This is a genomic window from Luteibacter sp. P4_D7_3, from assembly GCF_056401735.1.
This window is the reverse complement of record NZ_JBFUIT010000440.1, coordinates 1-2,536: the sequence shown is the minus strand read 5'-3', so window position 1 is coordinate 2,536 and position 2,536 is coordinate 1. Positions and strand designations below refer to the sequence as shown.

Below are 2,536 nucleotides of genomic sequence, written 5' to 3'. Positions count from 1 at the left end.
ATACATGGCCGGGCGCCTCGTCGCCCAGGCGAGGAATGCCGAAGGCCTCGTGGCCCTGCTTGCTGCCTTCTTCGACGTGCCCGTGAATCTTGAAGAATTCGCGGTGACGTGGCTGACCCTGCCTGACGACGGGCGGCTGCGCATGGGTGCCGCCATGGCGGGCCTGGGCACGACGTCGGTGCTCGGCGCCGCCGTGCGCGCCGCGCAGCACCGCTTTCGTATCCGGCTGGGGCCGATGGCGTTTGCTGATTACCGGCRCTTCCTGCCCGGCGGAGAAGCCCTCGCTGAGTTGCTCGCCGCTGTGCGCTTCTACGTCGGCGACGGGCTCGACTGGGACGTTCAACTGGTGCTGCGCCGCGACGAGGTGCCTCTCACGCACCTGGGACGCGGCAGCCGCATGGGCCTGTCCGCGTGGATGGGCCGTTACGGCGGCCCGGGAGACGCCGACGACCTCGTCCTGCAACCCCTTTCCCTTCCGAATCGATCGAGGACGTCATCGTGACCGATATCAGCCGTACCGCCCTGTTCGGTAAGCTCAACACCGTGGCCTATAAAGCCATCGAGGGCGCCACCGTCGCCTGTCGCCTGCGCGGACATCGCGAGGTCGAACTGGTGCACTGGCTGCAGCAGATCCTGCAGATGGGTGATTCCGATCTGCACCGCATCGTCCGCCACGTGGGGATCGACCCTTCGCGCCTCGCGCGCGACGTAAGCGATGCGCTGGAACGGCTGCCCGGTGGTGCTTCCGCGGTCAGCGATCTTTCCGCTGATATCGAGGAGGCCGTGGAGCGCGGCTGGGTGTACGCCACGCTGAGTTTCGGCGAGGCACAGGTGCGCACGGGTTACCTTCTCGCCGGCATCGTACGCACGCGTCGCCTGCGCCACGTCCTGGTAGGGATTTCGAACGAGTTCGCGAGCCTCCGCGCGGAGGGACTCATCGAAGAGCTTCCCGGCATGATCGCGGGATCACCAGAGGAGCGCCTCGCTGCATCCGATGGCTTCCGCATGGGTAATGCTGCCGGGCCCGGATTCGATTCGCCCGCACCGGCGCAGTTGGGTAAGCGGGAGGGGCTGCAGCGTTACACCGTGGACCTCACTGCGCAGGCACGGGAGGGAAAGATCGATCCCGTCGTCGGTCGCGACGACGAGATCCGCCAGGTCGTCGACATCCTCATGCGTCGCCGGCAGAACAACCCCATGCTGGTGGGCGAGGCCGGCGTCGGCAAGACCGCGATCGCCGAAGGTCTCGCACAGCGCATCGTCGCCGGTGATGTGCCACCAGCACTGCGCGAGGTGGAACTACGCGTGCTGGACGTTGGCCTGCTGCAGGCCGGCGCGAGCATGAAGGGTGAATTCGAGAGCCGCCTGCGCCAGGTGGTCGACGAGGTGCAGGCGTCGGCGACGCCGGTCATCCTGTTCATCGACGAGGCGCACACGCTGGTCGGGGCCGGTGGCACAGCTGGCACGGGCGATGCCGCCAACCTGCTGAAGCCCACCCTCGCGCGCGGCACGCTGCGTACGATCGGCGCCACCACCTGGGCCGAATACAAGAAGCACATCGAGAAGGATCCTGCGCTCACCCGGCGCTTCCAGACCGTGCAGGTCGGCGAGCCCGACGAGGCGAAGGCGGTGCTGATGCTGCGCACCGTGGCCGGCGTGATGGAGACGCATCATGGCGTCCAGGTTCTCGATGAGGCGATCGAGGCAGCGGTCCGGCTGTCGCACCGCTACATCCCCGCGCGCCAGTTGCCCGAYAAGGGCGTGAGCCTGCTCGACACCGCGTGCGCACGTGTGGCAGTGAGCCACCATGCCGTACCGGCGCGCGTCGCCGATGCGCGCCGACGTATCGAGGCGCTCGAGGTCGAGCGCGCCATCGTCGATCGTGAGAGCGCGGTGGGTATCGACACGCTGGAGCGCAAGAGCACAGTCGACGCGGCACTGGTGGTTGAAGTGCAACGCCTTGTCGGGTTGGAAGAGGCGTGGACGCAGGAGAGCAGTCTGGTCAAGGGCATCCTCGACCTGCGCGCGCGACTGCGTGACGTCGCAGCGCCGATCGAAGAAACCGGCACCGAGTTGGAAAGGGCTGCGCGCGATGAAGTGATGCCCGGCAGCTTGAGTGCTGAGGAACGCGAGGCCATGCTCGTCGAGTTGCGGACCTTGCAGGCGGCACTGGCGGAACGCCAGGGTGATTCGCCGCTGATCCTGCCCGCGGTCGACCAGCAGGCGGTCGCCTCCGTGGTGGCCGATTGGACAGGTATTCCTGTCGGGCGGATGGTTCGCAGCGAATTGCAAACGGTCATGAACCTGGCCGCGTTGTTGAGCCAGCGAGTGATCGGGCAGGACCATGCCATGGAAATGATCGCCAAACGCGTGCAGACCTCGCGTGCCGGGCTCGACAATCCCAACAAACCCATCGGCGTCTTCATGCTCGCCGGTACGTCGGGCRTGGGCAAGACCGAAACGGCGCTGGCGCTGGCCGAGACGCTCTACGGCGGCGAGCACAACCTCATCACCATCAACATGAGCGAGTTCCAGG

2 protein-coding genes are annotated in these 2,536 nt (G+C 66.9%); both read left to right on the top strand.

The annotated features are described in order from the left end of the window. On the top strand, nucleotides 1-502 hold a 502-nt coding region (tssG, locus tag AC1DSN_RS21240), incomplete at its 5' end, for a type VI secretion system baseplate subunit TssG (protein ID WP_477332712.1). Beyond that, nucleotides 499-2,536 (top strand): AAA family ATPase (locus AC1DSN_RS21235; protein ID WP_477332710.1); only part of this gene is annotated, 2,038 nt, incomplete at its 3' end. The genes tssG and AC1DSN_RS21235, both read left to right, overlap by 4 nt.